The organism is Bacillus sp. jun7 (genome assembly GCF_051034795.1).
GTDB lineage: Bacteria > Bacillota > Bacilli > Bacillales > Bacillaceae > Bacillus > Bacillus velezensis.
The window spans coordinates 1,863,889-1,886,840 of the sequence record NZ_CP093219.1; the positions used below are offsets into that span (position 1 = coordinate 1,863,889).

Sequence of the window (22,952 nt, forward strand, 5' to 3'; positions counted from 1 at the left end):
CTTGGAAAGGAAGATAACCATGTGCAATAATCATCCGACTCGTGTATTAAGCGCTCCGCATGCAAAAGCTAAATTTGAGCGGACAACGATTGAGAGAAGAGCATTACGGCCGCACGATATCCTGATTGATATTAAGTACAGCGGGATTTGTCACTCAGACATCCACAGTGCATTCGATGAATGGGGCGGCGGAATCTTTCCGATGGTTCCCGGACACGAAATTGCCGGAGTTGTGGAAGCCGTGGGTGAAGAAGTCACCACATTTGCCGTCGGAGACCGTGTGGGTGTCGGCTGTTTTGTAGACTCCTGCGGAGAATGTGAATACTGCCTTAACGGAGACGAACAATATTGCACAAAAGGCGTTGTTCAGACTTATAATAACCTGGACTACGACGGAAACCCTACGTACGGCGGCTACAGCCAGAAAATAGTTGTCACTGACAGATTCGTTGTCCGGATTCCGGATCAGCTGGATTTGGATGCTGCCAGCCCGCTATTGTGCGCGGGCATTACCACCTATTCTCCGCTGAAACACTGGAATGCCGGCCCCGGCAAAAAAGTGGCGATTGTCGGAATGGGCGGGCTCGGACATTTAGCCGTTCAATTCGCGCACGCTTTAGGCGCAGAGGTCACCGTCCTCAGCCGCTCAATGAACAAAAAAGACGAAGCGCTTGAATTTGGAGCCGATCACTACTTTGCAACAAGCGATCCGGATACATTTACTGAGCTGGCCGGACGATTTGATCTTATTTTAAATACAGTATCCGCGAACCTTGACGTAGATGCCTACTTATCCCTGCTTCGCATTGACGGTACATTGGTAAATGTGGGAGCGCCCGCTAAGCCGGACTCATACAGTGTGTTCTCCTTAATCACGGGCCGCCGCAGCATTGCGGGTTCACTCGTCGGCGGTATTCCGCAGACTCAGGAGATGCTTGATTTCGCCGCCGAGCACGGCATTGCTCCTAAAATTGAGGTGATACCGGCCAATCAAGTTGACGAAGCGTACGAACGGGTTCTCCAAAGCGATGTCCGCTACCGTTTCGTCATTGATATTTCAACTTTATAATCGACATAAAAAACATACCAATATCTATTGGTATGTTTTTTTCTGTTCAGATTATTTTTTATTTCAGCAGCCATCCGGGCACCGCTTTTATATAAACCAATTCGCCTATCAATTCAACGATCGTCTGTGTGACGATAACAGCGGCGGCTAATGAGGCCCAAGCATCCGGCAAAGCCAGCGCTAACGGAAGAACTGCGAGAGAATTTCTTGTGCCCGTGCTGAAGATCAATGCTCTTCCTTCACCTGTATCCAGACGGAACGCATATGCGATAAACCGGGAGACAAACGGCATAATGAGCAGGAATAACAGATAGATCGGAATCACACGTATAATGATGCCAGCATCACTGATGACCTTTCCGATTTGTGTGGCGACGACCGCCAGTAAGACCAGAGCCATAAAAGGAACAGGCAGCCAGGCCGTCCACTCTAACATCTTTTCTCCAGCCGGCTTCTTATCAGCCCATAATTGTGTCATCACTGCCGCCAGCAGCGGTCCCGCTATTAAACATAAGAATGCTTCCAGAAACGGCCCCGCATGAACAGCCCCTATCACTTCTTTCCCGATAAACAGCCACAGGTATAACGGAAGCAATACCATCTGAACGGCGAACAAAACCGGCGTGGAAGCCAGTATTAATCTCTCATTTCCTTTGCCGAGCTGAGTAAAGACGATGACGTAATCAATACAAGGTGTAAGCAATACCAAACAAACCCCTGATAATATAGGAGGAGATTGAGGAAAAATGGCGGTTAACACCCATACAACGACAGGTACAGCTAAGAAATTACCGATCAATAAAGCCGCCATAAACTTGAGGTTTGACATGGCTTCCCTCAGCTTCAAGAATGGGATTTGGGCAAACATGGCATACATGAGAACAGCGATAAGCGGTGATATCGTCCATCCCCAGCGAAGTCCTGAATCTTTCCCGGCGATCCCCGCTATTCCGCCGATTACAAGAGTCACACCATATATCCAAATTTGCTGTTTTTCTAATGTCTCTCTGGTTATTTTCATTGGCTGACACCTCTTCTCCGCCCATTATACCTTCTTTTCTGCCGCTCTTGCATTATGGTTCTGCCGGAATTAAAAAACACCAAGGGTCTGTGACACTTGGTGTTTTTGGAACGCGGCGAGAAAAACGGGTTGAAAACCGTTAATCCTTGTAAATAACCCCCAAAAAGTATTTTTGACATACTGTTCCTTATCGAATAAAAGCATTCTCTTTCATTTCCAAAGCATCATCCAGCCATCTCGGGTGCATCGGCAAGAGATGTTCAGGTAATTCATGGATATCAAAATATCTGATTTCCATGGCTTCCTCTGTGGACTTTTTCAAAGTGCCGCCGATGACGTCACATTGAAAACAATTGGTAATAAAATGGCTGACTCTGCCGTCAGGGTATATAAAGGTTTGTGAACTCGGATCAGAATAAACGCCTATCATTTTAGAGACTTTCACCACTAATCCAGTTTCCTCTTCTATTTCTCTTATAATTGCTTGTTCAACTGTTTCACCAGGTTCCACATGTCCTGAAGGAATGCCCCATAAACCATTATCAGCACGCTTCATTAATAAAACGGAACTTGATTCTTTAATTATAATTCCAGCGACTCCGGCTTTCACTTGTTCTGTCCATTGGAAATCCGGTTTTTTCCGTACTTCTGCCTTTATTTCATTATCGAACAAGTCTTTCAGATCGCGGATCACAACATCCGGATTTCTAAAATCATGTTTTGCAGGAAATAAAGTATTTTGTTCAGAAACTAATACGGAAGTTATGCCTATTTGGTTTGCTCCGACAATATCTGTTTCAGGCGTATCCCCAATCATAACGCATCTCTCTTTATCTTCAAAAGACTCGAGTACTTTTTCAAATATTGAAGACGCCGGTTTTCCAATTATAATCGGCTCTTTAGCAGCTGCTGTTTTAACAGCCGCGACTATAGCGCCTGTCGCGGGAGCCGGTCCGTTAGCGGCAGGAAATGTTTTATCCCCGTTTGCAGCGATAAATGAAGCCCCGCAGCGGATGAGGTTTACTGCCTTATGCACATCCTGAAATGTAATATTTTGATCCCATCCAATGACAACAGCCTCCGCCTGATCTTCCGTAAGATCAATATCGGCCTTTTGAATTTCACTTTTAAGTTGGTCATTTCCCAATATATATGCCTTCTTTATTCCTTCGCTGACAAGGTAATCAGCTGTTGCCCACCCCGCAGTAAACACTTCATCAATACTTGCTGAAATCCCCAGTTTATGAAGGCGTTTCACAATCGTTTCTCTTGTAACACAAGGATCATTCGTTAAAAAGCGAATGGCTTTCTTTTCTTCACGGAGTCGTTTTAAAGAGGCCACAGCTCCTGGTAAAGCTTTATCTCCTATATATATCACTCCGTCTAAATCAAATAAAAATACATCATAATTCTCGGAGATCATCATAACACTCCTTAAGCGGTTGTCTCTTGGTTAATAGTTGAGCGATACGCAAAATGATTTGTAGGGCCTTGTCCTTTCCCGATTCCTAAGGGATGTTTAATGGCTGCTGAAATGAATTCCTTTCCAGTTGCCACTGATTCCGGTATGCTGTGCTGCTTTGCCAGCTCTGCAGTTATCACAGCTGAAAACGTACAGCCTGTTCCATGAGTATGCTTTGTATCAAAGCGGGGAGAAACAAATTCCTCGAAGTCCTCGTCAAAGTACAAAATATCACGGGCTTCTCCGTTCAGGTGCCCCCCTTTTACGACAGCACTTTTTGCCCCGTATACCTCCACTATTTCTTTCGCCGCATCACGCATCTGCTGTACAGTCTCGATTGATTTGCCGATGATTGCTTCCGCTTCCGGAATGTTCGGTGTAATAACAGTTGTTTGGGGTATTAATAATTTCTTCAAATGATCAATGGCGTCCTTATGGAGCAGATGATGTCCGCTTTTAGCAATCATAACCGGATCCATCACATACGATTGAATATTTGCGTCTTTTAACTTTTCTGCCAGCAATTCAATAATTCCTATACTTGCAAGCATACCGGTTTTGACAGCATCCGGTTTTATATCATCCATGACACAGTCTATTTGCTGAGATATATTCTGAAGAGACATCTCCTCAAAACTTTTCACACCAAGTGTGTTTTGTGCAACAACTGATGTAATAACTGCCATTCCATATACCTTTTGTTCCTGAAATGTTTTTAAATCCGCGTGAATTCCCGCCCCTCCGGAAGGATCAGTCCCAGCAATCGAAAGCGCTTTATAAATATCCGTCAACTTACACTCCTCCTTCAGGCAGGTTTCACTGCTTTAAAAATGACAAAAGGCGGGTATTCCTTTTCACATTTCCAATTATTAAATTGAAACTCTTTCTCTATGGCTTTTACATGCTCTTGGTCAATATCGTTTAACGTTGGTTCTGATAAAGTTACATTTTCAAAACCTGCATGAGTTAATAGTGTATAATACATTGACTTCGGCCAATGAAAATCATTTAAAATTAAATCTGCTTGCCCGGGAACATGGAGCCATTCATTTCTTTCTTCTCCGTAAGAATATTCTTTCCCCGGTATTCCATTGCGGAAGGTTGAAAATTCAATTCCGGTTGAATCAGGATTCGTATCGAGTATGACAAATGAAGCTCCTGGTTTTAACACACGAAAAATTTCATTTATGATACCTTTGATACGCTGGTCACTATCCGTATTAATAAAAACATAACAGGCCATTGCAGCATCAACTGAGTGATCTGGTAAGAAGGAAAGATTATCGTGTTCAATTAAATGATAGTCCACATGAGGATGTTGTCTTTTTGCCTTTGCTATATCTAACATCTTCCTTGATTCATCGACTGCGATCACATTGCAGCCTATTCTGTCAGCCAGCCTATAAGCTACCTTTCCTGGACCGCATCCGAAATCGAGCACCTTTTTAATCTCCGCTTTATCAAAAGTACGAAAAACAAACTCAAAACCTAACGTTTGTTCTAAAACGTCATTATAAGCATCGAATTTACCAGCAACACTGTCTTCTTTCCATGAAGTTTTCATTGAATTTCCTCCTTTTGCTCAGTTGAGAAATAATGAAACCACTTATTCCTGACGAAAAATTGATATATAGGAAGTAAACTTTGAAATAGAAAATGATCCATATCCCGTTTATATGCAATATGCTGGTATATACTGAAAAGGAAAAGAATCTGTTTCCAGTAATCAGGTAAATCAAGCATTTCAATATCGTTTTTAGTCATAGAAATTTGATCTTTCCTAAGTAATTCTTCGTACTTTAAGACTGTTTCAATGGACGGCCAGTTATTTCCCTCAGGCATTTTCGGAAATTCAAATTCCGGAATATCATGGTGATTTTCAGCTTCTTCAAGCACCGTTTTCGCCCATTCATGATCTGAATCATAAATATGGATTGATCCCGCATTATGAAAATATTCTCCGACTTCTACACGCAGTTCTCTGGCCATTAATTCCTGCATGAAGGTAAATGAGAAAAGATCACTGATCATCCCGCGAAAAGCATCATTTGCACGCATGACAGAAGACATGTATAATTCGCCTTCCCTCACAAAAAACTGCAAACCGATTGTGCAGGAAACATCTATATTTTCTAAAACGAAGAGTTCCGAAGCATCGAATATTTGAATAAATGCCCTTTTTGAATCAATATCTTCTTGTGTCAAAAGATTTTTTATTCTATTCCATTGATTTAGTTTTGCATTTCCGAATTCAAATATTTTAGGCCCGTACGCAGTGCCTGTTAATGTTTTTTTATTCATTGAGTATGAAGGCATTTTTTTATTGTAATAACTGATAAAATCTAAGTCGTTACTCCCCGATAAATACCATAGCACTTCAGCAAAATTAAACACGATATTGGTTTTTCTTGAGGATAAATAAGTGACACGTTCTATTGGATTTTCCAGAGTCAGATGGTAGTTCAATTGTTCTCTGCTTTTTTGTCCGCGCGGTGAATTGAAAAATTCAGGGTTGTGATAGATGTCATACAGCGTTTCCGTATATGCTTCATGAAAAGTTCTCTTTCTCATTGAGATTCCGCCTTATATGCTGCAAAGGTATTTTTAATGTTCTCTAATAAATCATCTGTATCTTTATAGCTGATGTACTCAACATCCGCCACTGCATGTAACCCTTGAATTAAGAAAGCATAATCCTTGTCCTTTTCTAGAAATAGCACGATCTTTTTTTTCAAGGCGGAAGCCCATCCAATTTCTATATGTGTTCCAGGAGAAGCGGGTGATCCGGGAAATGCTGCAAAAAGGTCGCAAGTACTTATTTCATCAAAATCAATTTTAGTGCATTGAAGGGGTGTCATGAAATCTTTCCCCCACCCTTCCCGCTTGTGAGCATTATGAACCAGCCATCCTTCATTCTCAAAAAAGGAAATTAATGATTCCAGCTTTCCCCTCTCATACGCACTCATCAATCCAGTTTTCTCATCTACTAAACTTTTAAAAGGCCCTGCCAGAAAAACTTTTTTAGTCGCCACTTCATATCACCCTTTCAAAATAAATAAAGCCACTTTCCTCTATGGAAAGTGGCTTAAATATAGATAAGATAAAGAATCTCTCTAATTTTTCACTTCCCTACGCTGGTATTAACCAAATCAGGTTCAAAGGGTCAGGACGTATTGTCTCTTCTCAGCTATTAAAGCTCCCCTAGTGACTTTTTATAAATATTTACTTTAATTCTATGCTATTCCATATAAATAGTCAAACAATGACTTTCCCTTCAATATTGCAGCTTACCCACTAGTTTTAAAACCTTCCGGCCTCTTTTTTCCTGCCAACGAATAAGGTCACGGCAACACTCGCTGAACTGACCAAAGTCCCCAGAACGGCAGCAAGAATTGTCAAAAAGCCATTGGGAATCAGAAATCCAATCGGAATGAGCCCCGCAAACGTGAGGACGATAAAACATTGATAGACTCCGGATATGATTCTTACAACCAAGCTGCCAAAAAAGGACATGACGAATGGCGGAATGAACAAACATAAGATGATTCCGAGTGAGATCAATAAAATCATAGGCTCGTCAAAAGAAATGACACGATCGCCGGGAGACTCTTCAGCAGCCGCGAATACAGCAAATATAGACATCATCAGCGTAAGAAAAACAAGAAAAAACCTTTTCAGCAACGTTATGACTCCTTTTTTTATAAAAACGGGTATCTTTTTTTCAATCACGATAACCATTTTATGTTATCAAATGAAATAATATGAAGTCAATTGATGAATGAATAATGTAATAAACGGCTTGCTGCTGTGTCGGTCTTATATAAGGCGGAAAACCAATCCGTACAGAATCAATATTGGTTTTCTCGATGTGTTTCATCAGTTTGACGGCATCACTGGTTCTTACGGCTGAAACCCCGAACTTCAGTTCAACATCTTCAAATTTTCGCTGATTAACATACTCAATGATCTGAAGGCGCTCATCCATGCTGAGTGAATGCTGTTCACCAGTCGTGCCGCATATGAGTAACGAATGGATACCGCTGTTTTTCAAATGTTCGACATTAGGATCAAATCCTGCTGAATATAAACGTTCATCTTCATGAAAAGGCGTAGGGATAGCAATAAAATTTGCATGAGAGTGACCTCCAAGTACTATTCTTGAATATCTGCAGAGTATCATATAACACTGTCTGACATTTAAAAAGGACAGTTTCAGATAACCCAACATGTTCAGATGTAAAGGCTGACACACAAAAAAGACAGGCAAAGAGAGCCTGCTTCATTGCTTCATCCTATAGCGATTCATTCTCTGGATTGCTTGACAAATAAGAGTAATAAGGCAAACTAAATATAAAAATTGTACTAATGAGGCGGGGTTTTATGATTTTAGATTTAAAAGGTGAAACGCACATGGATCATCTTGTGGGAATGCTGTATTCTGCCGTTAATGAAAATTACTGCCGCTTAATATCCATTGTGTCAGACATGTCACAGCAAGAGATCGATTATAAAGGACCAAATCAAACATACAATAGTACAGCTCAGCTAATAAGACACTTAGCATATGTTGATCTCAACTGGATATTTAGAATAAAGGGTGAACCGATACCAAAGCAGCTTGAAGAGAAGTATGGACCAATGTTAGATCAGAACAATAAGATCCCTTTCATTTCCGGTGTTTCATTAAAACAAATTCTCACTGATTATGAAGAAGTATTCAGCATGTTTAAGTCTGTTTGTTATCAGTTAACTGACGATCAGCTGAATCATACAGTAGATTATGAAGCAGAAAAACAAGCAACCATTCAATGGGGAATATGGCATATGGCAGACCATAATAGATATCATCAAGCTCATATTCATCAGCTTCGCAAATGGTTTGAAGAGAAACAGAAACCTGGCTGTTAAAGCCGCTTATAGGAGGAGCAAGGATAAATTTATTACAAATTCATTTTCACTGACTGCCAATCAATTAAAATGGTCAGACAAAAAACCACATTTGCTGTTGAGTAGTTGTGGAATAAAGCATCGCATCAACTGCACTATGACAAGCTGAAACGTTAATATTTTGTGTTTCAGCCATTCAATCGCTATATTTGATCATGCTGTCCCAATACGATTTTTTTATAGTCTTTGCAGCAGCAAAGTCCTCTGGAATCCTATACTAATCTTCCGCAGCCGCTGCATCGGCCTTTGTCACATGAACTGTACCAAACGGATGGTTGGGAGGAGCGTAAATTGAATATAGTTTTAACGGCGTATTACCCGTATTAATCACATTGTGCCACGTGCCGGCAGGGACAACAATGGCATAATCATCATAGACATTTCTTCGGAAACTTAAATGATCTTTACTCTTGCCCATTTTAACTAGCCCTCGGCCTTGCTCAATCCGTAAGAATTGATCTACGTTAGGATGGATCTCCAAACCGATATCTTCTCCAATGCCAAGACTCATCAAAGTAATTTGAAAATGCTTTCCTGTCCATAGGGCCGTACGGAACGTATTGTTTTGTTTTGCGGCTTTATTGATATTCACGACAAATGGTTTTGGTCCATAATCTTTCAAGAGAAGGTTTCTATCTTCGTATGAAGGATCATAGTTATTTGGAACAGTCCAATAAACAGATCTTCCATCGCTATACATCGGCACATTCACACAATAATAACATTGATGCGAAAAAGGTATATAATACATTTTTCATCCCCGCAATTTTAAATTTTTGTGATATTATCCTATGCGTTTTGTAATGAGAGTGTGCCACACTAAGGAATTCCCTTGTTCAGCCTAAAAGACTGAAGTTAGCAGAATCGTTTTGGCCACAAAACCCGTTTGCATAAAAAATACCAAAGGCCTGTAACTCTTGGGTAATACTGTTGCAGCCGAGAAACTTGAACCTGCCCGGGGTATGCACTCACCAGTCCGACAACCAAGAGATATTGTGTTTTCTGTTCCACAAGCCGATTAAAACAGCCACAGTCACATAACTGGACGTATTCAACACAAAAAAGAGCAGTAAACCCGTAAGTTACTGCTCTCCTCAGTCTATCCACCGTTCATTTGTTTTACAATGTATTCAGCATCATTTCCTACACCTTGAAGCAGCGCTGAACCTCGCCTATGCTGCCAAGGCAAACCAATAAAGTACAATCCCTCCGCAGTTGAAACACCCCGGTGATGTATAATTCGGCCTTCCTTATCCAAAACACCTTCTATTTTCATCCACCAAAGCGGATTCTTAAAACCAGTTGCCCAAATAACATTGTTTACTTCTATTGAAGATGAGTCTTTAAAAATGATTTCATTCTGCTTTCCGGCTATGACTCTTTGTTTTAAGATGATCTTCTTCTGTCTTATTGCATGTTTTAATTCATACCCAAATATGGGGTCGCCTTTCTTTTGAATGAACTTGCCTAATATTGATGTATGACTTGCATGTAAAACTCCTAATTTATCAAACCACCAAAAAATGCTTCTTTTTCCAATCCATAAAGGGAAATAAACCGGTTTATTACTGCAAGCCAAATATGTAACTCTTTCTTTGGATAATTCAACAGCTATCTGAGCCCCGCTATTCCCGCCGCCGACTACTAGTACATCCCCAGGCGCCAGTTGTTTTGAATGTTTATATTGTGAAGAATGTAATTGATGAATATGACCGGCTACATCCTTTGATATTGATGGGATGTTAGGGGTATGAAAAGGACCTGCGGCCATCACAAGATTCTTCGTTTGATATTCTTCCCGGTTTGTTTTTATTAAGAAATAGTTGTTTAATTTTTGGACACTTATTACTTCTGTCCGTAATTGGATCGGGATTTCAAATCTTTCAACATATTTTTTCAGATAAGCAGCAATTTCATTTTTTGAAGGGAGTCCATGCTTGTCTCCTTCAAGATGCATTCCCGGCAAAGAGCTGTACATTCGAGAAGTAAATAAAACCAATGAGTCATACCGGTTTTTCCAGCTTTCCCCCACTTCATGACTTTTATCTAAAATGATAAACTTTTGTTTCGACTTCCTTAGATAATATCCTACTGAGATTCCTGCCTGACCGGCTCCGATTACTATCGTGTCGTACATATGAATCCCCCCTCCGGTTTTATCTTAATTGTCAGCAGACAAAGTGAGTCCCTATCTCCTCCTTTAATGATGATGATGGTCACGCGGATTCTCAGTTTGGGCCTGACAAAGAATCGTATTGTCGTGATTATGCGCAGCTGTTTCCATTTGAATGGTTACATGTGTAATGCCTTTATCTCCAAGTTCATGTTCAATTTTGCGTAAAATACTTTCACTTTCAGAAATGGTCAGCTGATCGTTAACAACAGCGTGGCAGGAAAGAGCATTCAATCCGCTTGTGATAGACCATATGTGCAAATCATGAATACTTTGAATTCCTTCTGTCTCTTCAATTGTATGAATGATGTCAGTGACATCGATATTTTCCGGAGTTCCTTCCATTAATACGTGAATGGAGTCTTTCGTCACATGGTAACCGCTTCTCAGCACAAGAATAGCCACAATGACACTGGCCACTGGATCTGCCCAGCTCCACCCGAAGAAGATGATAAGGATCGCAGCCAGTATGGCACCTACAGATCCGAGCATGTCACTTATCACATGTAAGTAAGCCCCTCTAATGTTCAGGTTATTCTTTGTATCTCCGCCGTTCAGCATAATCCAAGCGACCAATATATTCACAGCTAACCCGATGATACTAATCGTCAGCATGCCGGTTGTTGCTACCTCCGGCGGATGAGAGAAACGTTTGATTGCTTCATAAATGATATAAAGGGAAATCAATATTAATGCAACACCGTTGATCACAGCTGCAAGAATCTCAAATCGTTTGTAGCCGAATGTCTTATGATGACTTGCCTTTTTTTCGGCCAATTTAAAAGCAATCAGAGCAACCATTAAAGAGATTGAATCACTCAGCATATGGCCTGCATCTGACAAAAGCGCTAAACTATTGGTTAAAAATCCGCCTATCGCTTCTATTATCATATAACCTGTAATCATGATAAAAGAGATCAATAAAACCTTCTTATTGGATCCGCCAGCGTGATTGTGATTGTGACCCATAAAAATCTCCTCCTTATCTAATACACTGTATTTATTATTTCTTTTCTGCTATGAAGCATTCTAACACGGACACAAAAATAACCTTATATGATTATGTGCTCATATATGAATATATAGGTTCTTTACTGAAATGTCAAAATATTTTCAATGAAAATGTTTCTTATCATTAGCTTAGCTTGGGAGGTTGCATTGCTATGAAGCCGCGGATTACAGTAATTACTTTAGGCGCAGACAATTTAGAAAAATCGCTGCACTTCTATCGGGATGGCTTGGCTCTGCCTACAGAAGGAACAGCCGGTACAGATTTGAACGACTTGCAAACGGGACTGAAACTTGCCCTTTGGGACCGCAAAAACATCGCACATGAATCAAACGTTACGATAACTGATCCCGCTCATGATACTTTTTGTGGCGGATACGCCGTTCACTTCCAAGACCCCGACGGGCACTTGTGGGAAATCGTTTGGAACCCGCACTGGGATGCAAGTGAATAACCAAATTTTACAGCAACAATAAAAACACACCTGAATGTTCTGGTGTGTTTTTTATTTTGTTTCCCACAACGATCAACCTATTTATACGATGGCGGGATGCTTTGCGGAAAACGGAATACATTTTCGGGATCGTATTTCGCCTTTATTCTTTGAAGCCTTGCAAAGTTTGAGCCATAATATGCTTTTCCGAAGTTCTCGATATTTTGATCCGGAACATTCACATATGAACCTGTTACATATGGTTTCATCAGCTGACGCACTCTTTCAACTGATGCAAGATTCGAAGCTTCTTGTGATTTATTTTCCCAACTGGCCGTCCATTCCGTATAAAATAATGGACGGCGCCAATAGAAGGCTGTTTCACTGCTTGGAACTCTGCTTATCGCGCCGCCCCAATTGATAAAAAAGAAATTGGTTTCTGTCCCAGTCGCTTTTTCTAAAAATTGTCTCATTACTGCAATAGGTTCTTCCGGCCAAAGATTGAGCGCCCACGCCGAGGAGAATTTAACACTCTGATCAGACCTGCCGGGAATCGGTTCGTCAGGATCTAAGAAATCTATACAATCCGGATAGTATAGTGTTTTGATTACTGTTTGTGCCGGCGTTCCGGCATTTAATAAAGGTTTTAATAATTGAATCAGCTCCGGTTTTGACCCGAGGAACAATCCTTCCGCATGGCACAAACCATTTACTTTGCTGTAAATCTCAAGGTAGCATCCTAATCGTTCGTCTGTAAACGGCGCCCATTTTTGCCACGCTTTGAATACCGTTTCTAACTGTTCCCACGGCCAAATAATATTAAAGACGGTTGCGGTTTTAGGGGCACGGTGAACTTTGAACGTATATTGGGTGTTATATCCGAAATTGCCTCCTCCGCCGCCTCTGGAAGCCCACAGTAAATCTTCATTGCGGGAATGATTTGCTTGAATGATCCTGCCTTTGGCATCTACCATTTTCAGCGCGAGAAGGTTATCACTTATCAGGCCGATCGATCGTGAAAGCACTCCAAATCCGCCTCCCATCGTGATTCCTCCGATTCCGACGGTTGGACTGTCTCCGAACGGGGCCATAAAACCTTCCCGAGCTAAACCTTTTACAAGCGGGCCGACGTGAATGCCGGTTTGAACGGTTGCCACCGCGTTTTTTTCATCTAAGAAAACGTTATTCATGTCACTCACATCAATAACAATCCCATCACTTACCGTGGAAAGATTTTTATCCAGAGCATGGCGGCCGCTTCTGACACGCAAAGGCACATTCTTCTCACGAGCCCATTTAATAGCATTACTTACATCGTATGAATTTTGCGCAAAAACAAAGACAAGCGGACAGACATCAACATAAGGGTTCCAATTCTTAACCGCCTCTGTATAGCCGGGGTCCCCTTTGAAGATGACACGTCCCGTTAACTGTGCTGATCCCATCTATTTCACTCCCAATAAGCATTTGATTCCGATACCAGTATATGTAGGAATAGGACAAATTCTTAGACAGATGTTCTGCAAACTTAAAAATAGATACATATACGCGAAGATGAGAAAAAAACAAAAAAAAAGACAAGAGCGGCAAGCTGCCGAAACTCTTGTCTCTCCTGCCATGATAGGCACTTACATTTATTGGCGTGATATCCCGACCAAACTATGGAAGTCCATAGAACATTATGTTTGCCCTGCCATGCGTGGTTCTGCTGAGCAATCTTTCTGTTTGATCCCCCGACAAGAATCTTTTTCTTTATCGTTTTTGCACCCCTGTACGGATAAAATCAATACACATTGAATCTTATCTTTTACATGATGAAAAGCTCTTATTTTTTCTTCTTGTGCTTACGTTTGCAATCATGTTTTTTCTCTTTCTTATGACGTTTTTTACATTTCGCTTTTGCTTTGGCTGCTAATTTTGCCGCTTCTACCTTTGCTTCAGCTGCTGCTTTTGCTGCTTCTGCCGCTCTGGCTCTTGCTTCTTCCGCTCTTGCTATGGCTTCTTCCGCTCTGGCTCTCGCTTCTGCTTCTCTTGCCGCTTCCGCTCTTGCATCGTCGTCCGCCATATCAAAATCATGGCCAAGGTCACAGGCCTCGTTGTATGGCTTTTTCTTCTGGACGTACTGTTGATCGTCACCTTCGTTATAATACATTACGCCACTCCTTCTCTCGTTTTTTAATCTCTACATACTATGTAAAGAAAGAACTGCAGCTTGGACTGGTATTTTGATGAACCGGCACATTTTTAGGGCAATTTTCATTTATCATTGCAACAGAATCTGGATGCCTGCATGAAACTTGAATGATTTTGACGATTATCTTAAGCAGCGTAAAAAGGGAGACTACGAAAAAACCAAGGGGTTAAACCCTTGGTTTTTTTGTAAAAATGATAAAAAGGATGCTGCACGCTGCAGCATCCTTCTGTACCAACTTTTTATTGAACGATTGGAAAGTGTTTTTTGACTTTTAGTTTGCTTGCTGTGTTTGTTTTACTGGTTCTTTGCTAAAAAGTCCGACAATGTTCCACAAGATAATAGCAGCAGCTATGCTTACACGAGCCGTACTAACTTCTTGATTAGTAAACAATTTATAGCCATATATTGATCCCAGTGCTGTTATGCAAAAAATATTGAACCATTTACTCCAACGCAATTAGAAAACTCCTTATAAAAGATTACATTTCCAAACAATGTATTATAATATCAACAAAATTTTTCAATATTTAACCTTAAATCATTCTTAATTGGTTTTCCTGATCATTGTCTCTAATGTCATTCGGTCTTTCGGAGTTTTGATCGTTTTTTGTTACAGGCTAGACCCAGACATCATTTTCAGCTGTTTGATCAGTTATTTCCTGCCCGGTATTCACAACACCTTTAGGTTCTACAAGCAAAATGTTACACTCTGATTCTGCATAAGGTTTATGTTCAACATTTTTCGGAATGACAAACATTTCACCTTCATTTAATTTTACTTCTCCATCACGAAATTCAATGATTAAATGTCCCTTAATAACAATAAAGACTTCATCTGTTTCGTCATGCTTATGCCAAACAAAATCCCCTTGTACTTTAACAAGTTTAAATTGATAATCATTCATTTCAGCGATTACCTTTGGAGACCATTGATCTTGGAATGCAGATAATTTCTCTTGGAAATTAATCGGTTTATATTCCATTCTTTCCCCTTCCCGTGTAAAACTCAATCATTTTACTAGTCCCAAATTAAAGGCCTGTCAACCTCAGCAGTTCTGAGGTAGTCTAAAAGCTGACCCGTATGTACAGACTCATGGTAAGCGATTCTTAATAACATGTCTCCCAGTTCGCGAATATATCCAACATCAGACCTGTCAATCTTTATATTTGTTAAATCTGTTTCGTTTAACGATTTGATGAATGACAAAAACTCGGCCCGATACGGTTTTGCGAATTCTAATTCTTCGGTTACTGTGGTAAACGTTTTTGATTCATACGGGTTTTCGGATTCCTCTGAAGACTCATTCATTTGTTTTAGTAAAATGTGATGATAAAGAAATTCCGCTTCTAATACATGTCTTATCATTTCCTTGCACGACATTGCTTCGGAATCCGGGCGCCAGTCCATTTTTTCCTCAGGTACAGCTGTCCATAACTTGATGCTTCGCCGTCTTACCTCTTCAAAATGTAAAACAATAAGGTCAATTGTATTCAAGTATTTTCCCCCTTTTATTTTTAAATAATAATTCTCCTTCTTCACGGAAAAAACCTCTTCAAATAAAAAACATATCCTTTCCCGACTCGCTGGATTGATAATCAAACCATTTTTAAGATAAGAAGATATTCATTCATCCATACAATAGACTCTGGCTGAACATATACTGAATGATAGTTTGCATCAGAAAGGAGAAATCAGCTTTGGCAAAATATCGGATCATGACCTTTGACGGGGGCGGTACATTAGGTGCTTTAAGTTTACAACTATTGAACAGACTGGCTGAAGAAAATCCGGCATTAATAAGCCGAACCCATGTATTTGCGGGAAATTCAATCGGTTCATTTACTGCCCTGGCATTAGCAAGCGGAAGATCTCCGAGGGAAACACTTCAGTATTTTGAGGATGAAATCCTGCCCGCATTCAGCACTTCCCGGCCGGGCGGACCTGTTTTCAATCAGCAATTACCATATTCCGGTTTTATTAAAGCGGTACGAAACTTTTTCCCGCCAGGCCTTCGTCTTAAAGATGTAAGAAAACGAATTGTTGTCCCTTCATTCAAATTATACTCCCCGGCACTGGATCGTTGGACGCCCGTATTATTTCACAACTTTCCCGGCTCTCCCTATTTAAATGAGAAAGTGAGTGATGTCATACTGCGGAGCAGCGGTGCTCCCGCGACACAGCGCGCCTATCAAAACTACGTGGACGGATATGTAGTGGCAACGAACCCCAGTACGGCCAGTATCGCGTTTGCGGTTGGTAAAGCCAACGTGCCATTGGATCAAATTGCGGCGCTATCCATCGGGACAGGTGAAGCCCCGACTCGATTAAGAAGAGATACGAGGGGATGGGGAATGGTAAGTGCGGATAACATACGTCCCGAAAATCTGAAGAACCTTCCTCCAAATTGGGGAGTCCTTTTGGACAGGTCGCCTAATGAACCTTTACTGCCATTTCTTCAGATGATCTCCGGCGGAAATGGCTACTATGAAACCATGGTCAGCGCGAATCTGCTGGGAGATCGCTTTTTCCGGTTAGATCCGCGGATTCCTAACTTCTCCAAAACAGACCCTTCCGTGGTTCCCGCTGTCATTGAAATTGCGAACAAAACCAACTTACAGCCTGCGAATACATTTATAGAGAAAAACTGGAACGACAGCGCTAAATAAGCAAGAAGTTTACATCATCATACAATGAACAAAAAATACCAAGGGACTCAAACCCTTGGTATTTTTAATGCGTTCAATCGGGCCATTTATTGAATAGAACTGCCCCAGAAGTCGCTTCCCATTACGTAAAGAAAGCGACTTTTAGATTTGATTTTCAAGTTCCTTTTACAAATTTTGAAAAGGCCATTGACTATTCAGTTGTACTGTATTAAGTTTAACTATATAGTCGAACTGAATAGAGGATGAGGATATGAAACATAAATTATTACCGCTGTCTGAAACCATGCATTATATTTTATTAGCTCTGCGTGAGCCGCTTCATGGCTATGCCGCCATGCAGAAGATCGAAAAGATGAGTAACGGAACTGTTATTTTAGCGGCCGGCACATTATACGGCGCGATTGAAAACTTGAATAAGCATGGCTGGATTGAGCCTGTTGGAGAATCAGGCCGGAGAAAAGTCTATAAGATAACTGCGGAAGGAAGCGCCATTTTGAAGATGGAACAAAACAGGTTACTGCATATTTTATCCCTGCACGAAGGAAGTGAATCGAATGAAGAAATTTAAGATGTTTTTTGATATTGAAAAAGAGGAGCAATGGCTGAACGAGCAATTACAAAAAGGCTATCGCTGTACAAATATCAGCGGATTAGGAATATACACTTTCGAAAAAACCGACAAAAAATATGTGATGAGACTGGATTATCAAGATTATTTATCAAAGAAAAAATTTAAAGATTACAAAGAGATCTATGAAGACTTCGGCTGGAGTTATATAAATGGCCCTTGGGGGCTTGGAGCTCGATATTGGCAAAAAGAAGATGATGATCAAAATGAAATCTTCTCGGATCGCCAGTCAAAGAGTAATTATTATAAAAGACTAATGAGTTTTTCATCTTGTTTTGGGTTACTGTGCTTGTTTTATTGTAATATGATTTACACGAATTCAGGTTTGTATTTAGCTGAAGGTCTGTGGAGTATGGAAGGCGCAATGTTTTGGAAGGCATTTTTATTTGAAACTCCATTTGCCCTTTTGAGGTCGCTTCCCGCCCTTATGGCTGTTCTATTTGGCTGCAGTTTCTATAAAGCTTATCGAAAGTATTCAATGTTAAAAGAACAATAACGCGGGGAAGTTCCATTCAAAGAAGTAATTGAGGATCATGTATCTGCCGAATCCGGGCGCTTTAAAGGAAAAAAAGCGCCCTGAATTTGCTGATAAATCAGATGACTTATTTTGTTAATGATACATACTTATTTACAATGGCTTGAGCGAGACAGGCTGATGAATCAACAAAGGTAAGCCCGCTTCTTTTTTGATCCGTAACCATATTTAAATCCGTACATGCAATGATAACCGTATCAACCTTTTCTGCTAATTCACGGTGTAATTCATCATATAGTGTACTAGCCTCATCGATTTGACCTTGTTTAATCTTTTCTATTATTTGATTGACATAGATTTGCCAACTATCTTGATGTAAAAAATCATAACCTTCTCTGTTTAACGCTTCTTGAAATATTCCGGATTGAACCGTAGGAACGGTGGCTAAAAGAGCTGCTTTTTTTGAGCCTTTAGATATTTTTTTTATGGTTTCATCAATCATGTTTAGTAAAGGGACTGAAATCGATTTTTTTATTTGATTAAAATAGAGATGTGCGGTGTTACATGGGATGGCAATAAAATCAACACCCGTTTTTTCAAGCTTTACAGCACCCTTAATAATTGCATTTTCCATGTCCGTATGATTGAGAGGTTTATTCATGTAGAAAGGTGTCGGACAGGAATAAATCATCATATGAGGAAAATCCATGTCATGTATTGCTCCATATATTTTTTGGCACTCGTCTACGACTTTATCTACAAATGGCCCAGTAGATTTTGGCCCCATACCTGCCAGTATTCCAATCATAATTGTCCTCCTCTGTAAAAATGTGTACGAATACGATCATGATGAATTATTATTGTGTTTCTCATCTGAATCTGCACTCATTTCTTTTCTGGCTTTCTTCTCCTATTTTATCATTTCATTAATCGAATTATCATATCTAATTCCGCCGCACGCAGAAGAATGGCAGATACACTAAGGTTATGAAAGCTTGTTTTCATTACTATGTTTTCATGAATGATGGTTAAAAATCGGTGATTAAATTGTGCCCATATAGATTAGTAAACGTGTCATTGATGTCAAGGCATGAACTCCTAAAGGATATTTAATAACTCATTTTCAACGAAAAACTGATCTCTGTTAATTAGTCGAGATTCCAAGATATACCCCGACCAATTGACCTTCCTTTTTTAGGAATCCCAAAGGTTCCCTCTTGTTTTGATGTTGTTTTTTTAAAAAAGTTATTGACACAAATAAACGATCATGTTATTATTGAAAATTTGATATCTCACTTCATATATGGTAACCTTAAGTTAAGTTCCCATATATGGAGGTGGATTATATGTTTCAAATTGGCGATAACATTGTTTATCCAATGCACGGAGCAGGTACGATTGAAGCCATAGAAGAAAAACAATTCTTAGAGGAAAAACAACAGTATTATGTCATAAGAATGTCAATCAGTAATATGACAGTTATGATTCCAACGCGTAAAATATCGAGTTCAAATATACGGCCAGTTACTGATATACGTGCATTAAAACACATTATACACATTTTTCAGCATGGAGAATCAGATAGGTTACTGCCGTGGAAGCAAAGGTATATAGTAAACACGAACAAAATAAAAACGGGTGAAATACAAGAAGGTGCTGAAGTTGTACGTGATTTAATGCGAATGAAGAAAGAAAAAGCACTTAATTCAAGCGAAAAAAAAATGTTGGATAATGCATATGAATTTTTGATTAGTGAACTGGAAGTCATTAAAGGAATCACTGAAAAACAAATAAAAAGTTTCTGTTAAGGTTAATGATAGATAACTTTTCAGAATATTACGATTAGACGTTCAACTTCTTCAACTTACTTTTTAAACATTAACCGCTTTTATTACTCCTCAATCTAATCTGTTTTATTTTTTCTTCAACGAACACTTGAATTCTCGATGAAATAGTCACTTGATTTTTGTAATCCTGATTCACACTGGCACGGACAAGGAGCCGTAAGGATGGAAGAGAGGCAGGGCTTTCATTGTTTTAGGTCTAAGTGATTATTTCCGGAAGAAAAAACAACCACTCCCCTCTTTATCTTTAAGAATTTCTTACATCTCTTGCGACAGTGAATAGCAGTTGTTTATCTTCTTTTCATAGAAGAGATATGCGAAATGTAACAAAGAATAACATACAGTTACCTTGAGAACATAAAAACAAATCATTTATATATATTCCACATATCGTCAATCCGGTATGTTATACTGTAAACAATCCTTTGAGGTTTTAAACCTTTTTCTTACCTTGTAGCATCTGTCCCTACTCGAACGTTGAGTAGGGTTTTTTATTCAGTATGATACAGAGAACATAAAAAAACAGGCCCTATATAAAGAGCCTGTTTGTATAAACGATTGAAGATTAAGCAGTTTTTTGAACGTTAGCAGCTTGAGCTCCACGAGCACCTTGCTCAACGTCAAACGTTACTTTTTGACCTTCGTCTAAAGATTTGAATCCGTCACTTTGGATTGCAGAAAAGTGTACGAATACATCGTCTCCATTTTCACGTTCGATAAATCCAAAACCTTTTTCTGCATTAAACCATTTAACTGTACCTTGTTCCATTTTTGTTGCCTCCTAGTGTATTACACATTGTATTACTATCCTTGCCCAAAGTATCATCAAGACGAAAAGTCGATATTCATACTATCCTTTACACGAACAAAAATAATTCTCCTTTATCATAGCACGAAACGGAAATAACTGCAAATTAATAATATGTTCATTCATGTTTTATTTGTTAAACGTGCGGCAGGTTTTTTAGTGAGAACCTTCATTTGTAATTTAGAAGTTTTGACGGACCCCTTACCGTACTTAATAATAAATATCATGTTGAGAGGTGTATTTTTAAAAAGCCCACTCATGAAAACGAGTGGGTTTACAAAAGCTCTAACTAACCCGCAAAGGTTTTAGTCAGAGCTATTTATACGTATTTTTTTGATCCAACTCACTAAGCACCTGCTCTGTCATCAGTTCGATAATATTCATTGGAACATGATAAATCCCCTTTTTCATAAAAATAATCAGCTACTCTGATTGCAAAGTTTTCAATGTCTCCGTACATTCTTAAAAGGAAAATGCCATTAGCGATGACGCTAATGGCACCCTTTGTTTCTTACTCAATAACTTATTCAGCTTCTCCCACAACTGTAAAGCGTTCATTTATATGTTTTGGATTTTCTATTTCATCCAATACTGCAATTGCATAGTCTGCATAGCTGATATAACTTTCGCCTTTCGAATTCACCAGAAGATGATCTTTTCCTGACTGATAAAACCCAGTTCTTTTCCCGTCTGGGTCAAATACCGCTGAAGGACTGATAAATGTCCAGTTCATATCAGAAGTTTCCTTTAGCTCTTGCAAGTTACGACCTTGCCCTTTAGCTGTTGGAATAAAAATCTCCGGGAAATCAGGTGTATCCATTACACTGACAGTTTTATTTTCGTCTACATAAAGACTCCCTGCTCCGCCTACAATTACGGCTCTTGTCCCCATTCCTTTTAATACCCTAATTAATGCCCGGCCAGCGTCTATATGTGCCTGTTCTTCTCCTAATGGAGCTCCGAAGGCATTAACTACTACATCTAACTTTTTTAGATCATCCGATGTAAGATCAATTATATTTTTTTCAACGATTGAAATCTTTTCCTCTTTAAGTTTTGCAGCATCTCTTACAATTGCAGTTACTTCATGTCCCCTGCTTACTGCTTCTTTCAAGATAAGACTTCCAGCTTTTCCGGTTGCACCAATGATTCCAATTTTCAATTTAAAGTCCTCCTAATCATTCAAAATTTTAAATGTAACCAAATTGATTACATGTAATAATTTTAGTTACACCTTATTTATTTGTCAATACTTTTATCATCTTGTTAATTGAGCATATTAGAGTGAAATAAACTTGTAATACATTCAGTTACAAGTGTACTATAAAGAGTGTAAAGTAATTAGGATGGTGAAGAAATCATGTCTATTAGCAACCGTTTTGCTGTAGGAATTCATATATTGGCTCTTATTGAAATAAATGAAGACGGAATTAGCACTTCTGAATTTTTAGCTGGAAGTGTAAATACAAATCCCGCCTTAATAAGAAAAATTATGGGGATGCTGAAAAAAGCAGGTTTAGTAAATGTACGGCCAGGTATTGCAGGAGCTGAATTAGCGAAGGATTTAACTGAAATCACCTTACTTGATGTTTATAGAGCAGTTAATGTTGTTCAAGATAAAGAATTGTTTAGTATACATGAAAATCCCAATCCTCAATGTCCTGTAGGCCGGAACATTCAAAGTACAATTGGTCCAATATTTGAACTCGCCCAATCTGCCTTGGAAAAAGCTCTTGGACATATAACAATTGAGGATGTGGTAAAGGATATTATCGAAAAAGAAAAATCGGCCGATAATTGTTAAATGATTCACAGAAAATCTTTTATCAGACTGGGGATAAGAAAAATCAATAAAACAAAAAGGGACTGGATCATATTGAATCCAGCCCCGAATTGATATTGATTTTTTGATAAAAAAAAAATGGATTTTTAAGCAGTAAGCTTGTGAGAACTTTCTTCCGGCTGCTAAAACGCAAGCTGAATATACTGCCCGTCATCATATACACGAATTATGGCGTTATCTCTCTTGTACTCATCAGAATCTGCTCGCATTTCTTTTCTGACTTTCTCCTCCTGCTTAATCACTTCATTAATTGCATTATCCTATTTACTACCGCTGCCCGCAGTCAGCAGAAGGATGAAGGTGACTGACAAATCATACGACCTACTATAGTAAGTCTATAAACAAAAAATACCAAAGGTGTCAAAACCCTTGGTATCAT

At 39.5% G+C, this 22,952-nt stretch carries 28 protein-coding genes and 1 riboswitch; of the genes, 8 read left to right on the plus strand and 20 right to left on the minus strand.

Annotated features, from left to right (window positions below; genetic code table 11):
* The first annotated feature begins 19 nt into the window (after nt 1–19).
* Nucleotides 20–1,069, plus strand: a complete 1,050-nt coding sequence (locus MJQ52_RS08805; protein ID WP_007609682.1) for an NAD(P)-dependent alcohol dehydrogenase — start codon at nt 20–22, stop codon at nt 1,067–1,069.
* Between the two features lie 58 nt (nt 1,070–1,127).
* Here the strand turns inward: MJQ52_RS08805 and MJQ52_RS08810 are convergent, their stop codons facing one another.
* From MJQ52_RS08810 to MJQ52_RS08845, 8 genes are all read right to left on the minus strand, one after another.
* Nucleotides 1,128–2,090 (minus strand): arsenic resistance protein, encoded by a 963-nt coding sequence (locus tag MJQ52_RS08810; protein WP_039062684.1) that lies wholly within the window; start codon nt 2,088–2,090, stop codon nt 1,128–1,130.
* A gap of 187 nt (nt 2,091–2,277) precedes the next feature.
* Nucleotides 2,278–3,516 carry an HAD-IIA family hydrolase gene (locus MJQ52_RS08815; RefSeq protein WP_039062683.1) on the minus strand — a complete coding sequence of 413 codons (1,239 nt, stop codon included), beginning with the start codon at nt 3,514–3,516 and terminating at the stop codon, nt 2,278–2,280.
* Nucleotides 3,517–3,524: 8 nt separating this feature from the next.
* On the minus strand, nt 3,525–4,343 hold the full coding sequence (gene thiD, locus MJQ52_RS08820; RefSeq protein ID WP_039062682.1) for a bifunctional hydroxymethylpyrimidine kinase/phosphomethylpyrimidine kinase: 819 nt from the start codon (nt 4,341–4,343) through the stop codon (nt 3,525–3,527).
* Between the two features lie 14 nt (nt 4,344–4,357).
* Nucleotides 4,358–5,116 carry a class I SAM-dependent methyltransferase gene (locus MJQ52_RS08825; protein ID WP_039062681.1) on the minus strand — a complete coding sequence of 253 codons (759 nt, stop codon included), beginning with the start codon at nt 5,114–5,116 and terminating at the stop codon, nt 4,358–4,360.
* The gene (locus MJQ52_RS08830) at nt 5,113–6,123 is read right to left on the minus strand and encodes a thymidylate synthase (protein WP_020955392.1); all 1,011 of its coding nucleotides are present in this window, start codon (nt 6,121–6,123) and stop codon (nt 5,113–5,115) included. Before MJQ52_RS08830 ends, MJQ52_RS08825 begins: the two co-directional genes overlap by 4 nt.
* Nucleotides 6,120–6,584, minus strand: coding sequence for a nucleoside 2-deoxyribosyltransferase (locus MJQ52_RS08835; protein WP_032866832.1), 465 nt, complete (start codon nt 6,582–6,584; stop codon nt 6,120–6,122). Before MJQ52_RS08835 ends, MJQ52_RS08830 begins: the two co-directional genes overlap by 4 nt.
* A 77-nt stretch (nt 6,585–6,661) precedes the next feature.
* Nucleotides 6,662–6,765: riboswitch (TPP riboswitch) on the minus strand.
* Nucleotides 6,766–6,852: 87 nt separating this feature from the next.
* On the minus strand, nt 6,853–7,233 hold the full coding sequence (locus MJQ52_RS08840; RefSeq protein ID WP_031378624.1) for a hypothetical protein: 381 nt from the start codon (nt 7,231–7,233) through the stop codon (nt 6,853–6,855).
* Between the two features lie 58 nt (nt 7,234–7,291).
* Entirely contained in the window at nt 7,292–7,780 is a 489-nt protein-coding gene (locus MJQ52_RS08845; RefSeq protein ID WP_330538422.1) for a dihydrodipicolinate synthase family protein, read from the minus strand.
* A gap of 152 nt (nt 7,781–7,932) precedes the next feature.
* Between MJQ52_RS08845 and MJQ52_RS08850 the strand changes: the two genes are divergently transcribed.
* Nucleotides 7,933–8,460, plus strand: a complete 528-nt coding sequence (locus tag MJQ52_RS08850; RefSeq protein ID WP_223883524.1) for a DinB family protein — start codon at nt 7,933–7,935, stop codon at nt 8,458–8,460.
* 256 nt (nt 8,461–8,716) lie between these two features.
* On the opposite strand, the gene MJQ52_RS08855 is transcribed toward MJQ52_RS08850, so the two are convergent.
* The 3 genes from MJQ52_RS08855 to MJQ52_RS08865 form a co-directional block, all read right to left on the minus strand.
* Nucleotides 8,717–9,250, minus strand: coding sequence for a cupin domain-containing protein (locus MJQ52_RS08855; protein ID WP_070081417.1), 534 nt, complete (start codon nt 9,248–9,250; stop codon nt 8,717–8,719).
* Between the two features lie 348 nt (nt 9,251–9,598).
* The gene (locus MJQ52_RS08860; RefSeq protein ID WP_094247205.1) at nt 9,599–10,636 is read right to left on the minus strand and encodes a flavin-containing monooxygenase; all 1,038 of its coding nucleotides are present in this window, start codon (nt 10,634–10,636) and stop codon (nt 9,599–9,601) included.
* Nucleotides 10,637–10,699: 63 nt separating this feature from the next.
* Nucleotides 10,700–11,641 carry a cation diffusion facilitator family transporter gene (locus MJQ52_RS08865; RefSeq protein WP_063096246.1) on the minus strand — a complete coding sequence of 314 codons (942 nt, stop codon included), beginning with the start codon at nt 11,639–11,641 and terminating at the stop codon, nt 10,700–10,702.
* A gap of 194 nt (nt 11,642–11,835) precedes the next feature.
* On the opposite strand from MJQ52_RS08865, the gene MJQ52_RS08870 reads away from it, so the two are divergent.
* Nucleotides 11,836–12,135 carry a VOC family protein gene (locus tag MJQ52_RS08870; protein WP_094247206.1) on the plus strand — a complete coding sequence of 100 codons (300 nt, stop codon included), beginning with the start codon at nt 11,836–11,838 and terminating at the stop codon, nt 12,133–12,135.
* A 77-nt stretch (nt 12,136–12,212) separates the two neighbouring features.
* Here MJQ52_RS08870 and MJQ52_RS08875 read toward each other — a convergent pair whose 3' ends face one another.
* The 5 genes from MJQ52_RS08875 to MJQ52_RS08895 all read right to left on the minus strand — a co-directional run bounded on the left by MJQ52_RS08875 (nt 12,213) and on the right by MJQ52_RS08895 (nt 15,803).
* Nucleotides 12,213–13,559 (minus strand): FAD-binding oxidoreductase, encoded by a 1,347-nt coding sequence (locus MJQ52_RS08875; protein ID WP_094247207.1) that lies wholly within the window; start codon nt 13,557–13,559, stop codon nt 12,213–12,215.
* A gap of 380 nt (nt 13,560–13,939) precedes the next feature.
* Nucleotides 13,940–14,266: a hypothetical protein gene (locus MJQ52_RS08880; RefSeq protein WP_014304424.1), complete on the minus strand. Its 327-nt coding sequence runs from the start codon at nt 14,264–14,266 to the stop codon at nt 13,940–13,942.
* Nucleotides 14,267–14,579: 313 nt separating this feature from the next.
* Complete coding sequence (locus tag MJQ52_RS08885; protein ID WP_094247208.1) at nt 14,580–14,765, minus strand: hypothetical protein; 186 nt, start codon at nt 14,763–14,765, stop codon at nt 14,580–14,582.
* A gap of 160 nt (nt 14,766–14,925) precedes the next feature.
* Nucleotides 14,926–15,291 carry a cupin domain-containing protein gene (locus MJQ52_RS08890; protein WP_094247209.1) on the minus strand — a complete coding sequence of 122 codons (366 nt, stop codon included), beginning with the start codon at nt 15,289–15,291 and terminating at the stop codon, nt 14,926–14,928.
* A gap of 35 nt (nt 15,292–15,326) precedes the next feature.
* Nucleotides 15,327–15,803 carry a DinB family protein gene (locus MJQ52_RS08895; protein WP_070082684.1) on the minus strand — a complete coding sequence of 159 codons (477 nt, stop codon included), beginning with the start codon at nt 15,801–15,803 and terminating at the stop codon, nt 15,327–15,329.
* Between the two features lie 203 nt (nt 15,804–16,006).
* Here MJQ52_RS08895 and cotR point away from each other — a divergent pair, with 203 nt between their 5' ends.
* From cotR to MJQ52_RS08910, 3 genes are all read left to right on the plus strand, one after another.
* Nucleotides 16,007–16,975 (plus strand): sporulation hydrolase CotR, encoded by a 969-nt coding sequence (gene cotR / locus MJQ52_RS08900; RefSeq protein WP_094247210.1) that lies wholly within the window; start codon nt 16,007–16,009, stop codon nt 16,973–16,975.
* 250 nt (nt 16,976–17,225) lie between these two features.
* Nucleotides 17,226–17,543: a PadR family transcriptional regulator gene (locus tag MJQ52_RS08905; protein ID WP_014304415.1), complete on the plus strand. Its 318-nt coding sequence runs from the start codon at nt 17,226–17,228 to the stop codon at nt 17,541–17,543.
* Entirely contained in the window at nt 17,530–18,099 is a 570-nt protein-coding gene (locus tag MJQ52_RS08910) for a DUF2812 domain-containing protein (protein ID WP_094247211.1), read from the plus strand. Before MJQ52_RS08905 ends, MJQ52_RS08910 begins: the two co-directional genes overlap by 14 nt.
* A 106-nt stretch (nt 18,100–18,205) precedes the next feature.
* Here the strand turns inward: MJQ52_RS08910 and MJQ52_RS08915 are convergent, their stop codons facing one another.
* The gene (locus MJQ52_RS08915; protein WP_094247212.1) at nt 18,206–18,886 is read right to left on the minus strand and encodes an aspartate/glutamate racemase family protein; all 681 of its coding nucleotides are present in this window, start codon (nt 18,884–18,886) and stop codon (nt 18,206–18,208) included.
* A gap of 538 nt (nt 18,887–19,424) precedes the next feature.
* On the opposite strand from MJQ52_RS08915, the gene MJQ52_RS08920 reads away from it, so the two are divergent.
* Nucleotides 19,425–19,886, plus strand: coding sequence for a CarD family transcriptional regulator (locus MJQ52_RS08920; RefSeq protein WP_060563139.1), 462 nt, complete (start codon nt 19,425–19,427; stop codon nt 19,884–19,886).
* 601 nt (nt 19,887–20,487) lie between these two features.
* Here MJQ52_RS08920 and cspC read toward each other — a convergent pair.
* Complete coding sequence (gene cspC / locus MJQ52_RS08925) at nt 20,488–20,691, minus strand: cold shock protein CspC (RefSeq protein ID WP_003156143.1); 204 nt, start codon at nt 20,689–20,691, stop codon at nt 20,488–20,490.
* Between the two features lie 562 nt (nt 20,692–21,253).
* The gene (locus tag MJQ52_RS08930; protein ID WP_094247213.1) at nt 21,254–21,892 is read right to left on the minus strand and encodes an NAD(P)-dependent oxidoreductase; all 639 of its coding nucleotides are present in this window, start codon (nt 21,890–21,892) and stop codon (nt 21,254–21,256) included.
* 198 nt (nt 21,893–22,090) lie between these two features.
* Here MJQ52_RS08930 and MJQ52_RS08935 point away from each other — a divergent pair, with 198 nt between their 5' ends.
* Complete coding sequence (locus MJQ52_RS08935; protein WP_191073272.1) at nt 22,091–22,534, plus strand: Rrf2 family transcriptional regulator; 444 nt, start codon at nt 22,091–22,093, stop codon at nt 22,532–22,534.
* Nucleotides 22,535–22,695: 161 nt separating this feature from the next.
* On the opposite strand, the gene MJQ52_RS08940 is transcribed toward MJQ52_RS08935, so the two are convergent.
* On the minus strand, nt 22,696–22,782 hold the full coding sequence (locus tag MJQ52_RS08940; RefSeq protein ID WP_229873608.1) for a cystatin-like fold lipoprotein: 87 nt from the start codon (nt 22,780–22,782) through the stop codon (nt 22,696–22,698).
* Nucleotides 22,783–22,952: the final 170 nt, after the last annotated feature.

Excerpts from the sequence above, each read along its gene's own strand:
- MJQ52_RS08865 (WP_063096246.1), bottom strand. The coding sequence starts at position 11,641 with ATGGGTCACAATCACAATCACGCTGGCGGATCCAATAAGAAGGTTTTA.
- MJQ52_RS08880 (WP_014304424.1), bottom strand. The coding sequence starts at position 14,266 with ATGTATTATAACGAAGGTGACGATCAACAGTACGTCCAGAAGAAAAAG.
- MJQ52_RS08845 (WP_330538422.1), bottom strand. The coding sequence starts at position 7,780 with ATGTTGGGTTATCTGAAACTGTCCTTTTTAAATGTCAGACAGTGTTAT.
- MJQ52_RS08850 (WP_223883524.1), top strand. The coding sequence starts at position 7,933 with ATGATTTTAGATTTAAAAGGTGAAACGCACATGGATCATCTTGTGGGA.
- MJQ52_RS08940 (WP_229873608.1), bottom strand. The coding sequence starts at position 22,782 with ATGCGAGCAGATTCTGATGAGTACAAGAGAGATAACGCCATAATTCGT.
- MJQ52_RS08855 (WP_070081417.1), bottom strand. The coding sequence starts at position 9,250 with ATGTATTATATACCTTTTTCGCATCAATGTTATTATTGTGTGAATGTG.
- MJQ52_RS08825 (WP_039062681.1), bottom strand. The coding sequence starts at position 5,116 with ATGAAAACTTCATGGAAAGAAGACAGTGTTGCTGGTAAATTCGATGCT.
- MJQ52_RS08860 (WP_094247205.1), bottom strand. The coding sequence starts at position 10,636 with ATGTACGACACGATAGTAATCGGAGCCGGTCAGGCAGGAATCTCAGTA.
- MJQ52_RS08905 (WP_014304415.1), top strand. The coding sequence starts at position 17,226 with ATGAAACATAAATTATTACCGCTGTCTGAAACCATGCATTATATTTTA.
- MJQ52_RS08875 (WP_094247207.1), bottom strand. The coding sequence starts at position 13,559 with ATGGGATCAGCACAGTTAACGGGACGTGTCATCTTCAAAGGGGACCCC.
- MJQ52_RS08810 (WP_039062684.1), bottom strand. The coding sequence starts at position 2,090 with ATGAAAATAACCAGAGAGACATTAGAAAAACAGCAAATTTGGATATAT.
- MJQ52_RS08920 (WP_060563139.1), top strand. The coding sequence starts at position 19,425 with ATGTTTCAAATTGGCGATAACATTGTTTATCCAATGCACGGAGCAGGT.
- MJQ52_RS08890 (WP_094247209.1), bottom strand. The coding sequence starts at position 15,291 with ATGGAATATAAACCGATTAATTTCCAAGAGAAATTATCTGCATTCCAA.
- MJQ52_RS08870 (WP_094247206.1), top strand. The coding sequence starts at position 11,836 with ATGAAGCCGCGGATTACAGTAATTACTTTAGGCGCAGACAATTTAGAA.
- MJQ52_RS08815 (WP_039062683.1), bottom strand. The coding sequence starts at position 3,516 with ATGATGATCTCCGAGAATTATGATGTATTTTTATTTGATTTAGACGGA.
- cspC (WP_003156143.1), bottom strand. The coding sequence starts at position 20,691 with ATGGAACAAGGTACAGTTAAATGGTTTAATGCAGAAAAAGGTTTTGGA.
- MJQ52_RS08830 (WP_020955392.1), bottom strand. The coding sequence starts at position 6,123 with ATGAGAAAGAGAACTTTTCATGAAGCATATACGGAAACGCTGTATGAC.
- MJQ52_RS08910 (WP_094247211.1), top strand. The coding sequence starts at position 17,530 with ATGAAGAAATTTAAGATGTTTTTTGATATTGAAAAAGAGGAGCAATGG.
- MJQ52_RS08915 (WP_094247212.1), bottom strand. The coding sequence starts at position 18,886 with ATGATTGGAATACTGGCAGGTATGGGGCCAAAATCTACTGGGCCATTT.
- MJQ52_RS08805 (WP_007609682.1), top strand. The coding sequence starts at position 20 with ATGTGCAATAATCATCCGACTCGTGTATTAAGCGCTCCGCATGCAAAA.
- MJQ52_RS08935 (WP_191073272.1), top strand. The coding sequence starts at position 22,091 with ATGTCTATTAGCAACCGTTTTGCTGTAGGAATTCATATATTGGCTCTT.